Source organism: Acinetobacter sp. YH16038, from assembly GCF_013417275.1.
Taxonomy (GTDB): domain Bacteria; phylum Pseudomonadota; class Gammaproteobacteria; order Pseudomonadales; family Moraxellaceae; genus Acinetobacter.
This window is the reverse complement of record NZ_VPEG01000113.1, coordinates 1-2163: the sequence shown is the minus strand read 5'-3', so window position 1 is coordinate 2163 and position 2163 is coordinate 1. Positions and strand designations below refer to the sequence as shown.

The following is a 2163-nucleotide window of genomic DNA, read 5'->3' as shown; positions in this document are numbered from 1 at the left end:
CCGGGCTTTTTTTATGATTTTTCACGTTCCACGCTTAATAAGTAAGCAATGTTCCACACTTTTGTTTAGCTAAAAATAACAATAAAACCTTACTCATCTGTAAAAACTGCCCGAGCTAAACGGCCCAATAATCCCCTTTTTTTAGGTTCCGGTTCAACGTGTTCAGGAATAGGTATACGCTTGTTGTCTTCCCCAAAAGTAGTCAATGCGTCATAGTTCGACTCAATCTCTGGCCGAGGATCTGTTGCTATATTTAGATTAGTAGATTCATTTAGCTTACTAGTATTTTCTTGTTTTGGCTGTTCTAACGTGCCTTTAAACTCAATTCTATGAGTGAGATCTTCAATATGTTGCATCAAAGACTTTTCTCTTTGATTTGCTAAATCTAACTGATTTTTGAGTAAAGAAATTTGATCTTTTAATACATTTTCAATTTCAGACTGAACGTGTACCTGTACATCCTTCTGGACTTGTTCAGTACGTGTACTGGACTGAACACTGACTGGATTGCCATAAACTCTGATAAGTTCCGATAAGTCTATAAGTCCATCATGATCTCTTGATAATTCACCACTTTTTATAGATTCATAGATTGTTGTTCTTGATTTTTTAAAAGCTTTACTTGCGTCCATTATGCTAAATTTTGTTTTGTTCAATGTAATCCCTCAGCGCGTGTTTAAGCATGTTCATCTGAACATCTTAGCTGAACATATATCTTATTTTGAATTAAATCGTACTTTTCTAGGTATAGCAGCAATTTTTCAAACTTTTTGTTCAATAGTAAAGTCGATATTGAATTCTGCTAGTTTTTCAATCCATCTATTACCTTCGTTATTTTTAAAATCAATTTTTATTCTTTCTACTAATTCGTCTGTAGTCTCACCAGATTCTTTGAATCTCAAGCTCAATTCTTCACTTTGAATTATCGTTAAATAAACCATTTTTGCAGTTATTTTATTTTGCTCTTGGTTACTACCAGTTTCACTTTGTTGATTAGCTCCAATAGTTTTCTTTTTTCTAACTATAAAATTAACATGACTAGCTTTGCGTCCTTCTTTCTTGACTGCTTTAAACTCAATAGTAAGTTCTGTTTTAGAGTTAATGTCATCAATGTGGGGTTTAAGAATAGTACTTTTGAAATCTCTATATTCTGGGTATGAATTTTCTGCTAGACCTAAAGCACTTTTTAATTCTTTGATGGATACATCGAAATTAGACCGAAATTCATTTTGTACCAAGAATGGGTAAAGTTTTAAACCGTGACCATGTAAGGCAACAGCCGATTTAACTTTAAATTTTGTATACGAATTTTGTTTATTAAAAACATACATAATGTATAGGGCAAAATGCGTGAAAGAAATATAAAAACATCCATCCTTGTATGAGCATGTACTAATGAGTCTTGTTCGAATATCTCGATCTTTTCCAGGATGATAAAAAACTACACTGTGGTCGTAGAGAGCATCTACTACTCGGTTTAAGGCTACATAAGCACTGCTTGGCTTTAAGCCCGTCAATTCAGCATATTCTTTAGCTGTTACAGTGAATTCTGTTGTTTCATTGGGATCTGATGCTAGCCGAACTTTAGGGCTAAAAAAGAATAGCAATTTTAGAATATCGTCTTTTGGTGATTTCTCATGCTTCAATTGCCAGAAAATATTTTGAAAGACAGCATAGTCTTTTGGATAACGTTTGGCAGGTGCTGAAAGAGGAAAAAGAGATTTGTCATGTTCCTCAAAATTTTTAATTTTCTTTAATGATACAGCCATCTAAAATCACTATTCTTCTATTATGTGGTGGTATTTTCAATGCTACTTACCCCCACTTATTAAGTCAAGCATATCTTGATTACCACCTAACATTTCGCCCCCACTAACCTAACATTTCGCCCCCACTAACCTAACATTTCGCCCCCACTAACCTAACATTTCGCCCCCACTTAAAGTCAAAAACCTAACATTTCGCCCCCACTTTAGTGTCTGAAACACTGATATAGCAATACATTGAGACTGGCCGTAAAGCTTTTTAAAAGCTTTTTAAAAGCTATTAAAAGCTTTTAATAAAGCTTTTAAAATTAGTAAATGAAAAAATAAATGAAAAATTGCCCTTGGTTTTCGCTACGCTCAAACTCTATTGAATCTCGCTTTCGCTCGATTCGTGGGG

The 2163-nt window shown here is 34.0% G+C and carries 2 protein-coding genes; both read right to left on the bottom strand.

Annotation, left to right across the window (positions count from 1 at the left end; all coding sequences use genetic code 11):
* Positions 1–89 precede the first annotated feature (89 nt).
* Entirely contained in the window at positions 90–656 is a 567-nt protein-coding gene (locus FTV34_RS17075) for a plasmid replication DNA-binding protein (RefSeq protein ID WP_225531289.1), read from the bottom strand.
* 105 nt (positions 657–761) lie between these two features.
* Complete coding sequence (locus FTV34_RS17070) at positions 762–1769, bottom strand: replication initiation protein (RefSeq protein WP_004967300.1); 1008 nt, start codon at positions 1767–1769, stop codon at positions 762–764.
* Positions 1770–2163 lie beyond the last annotated feature (394 nt).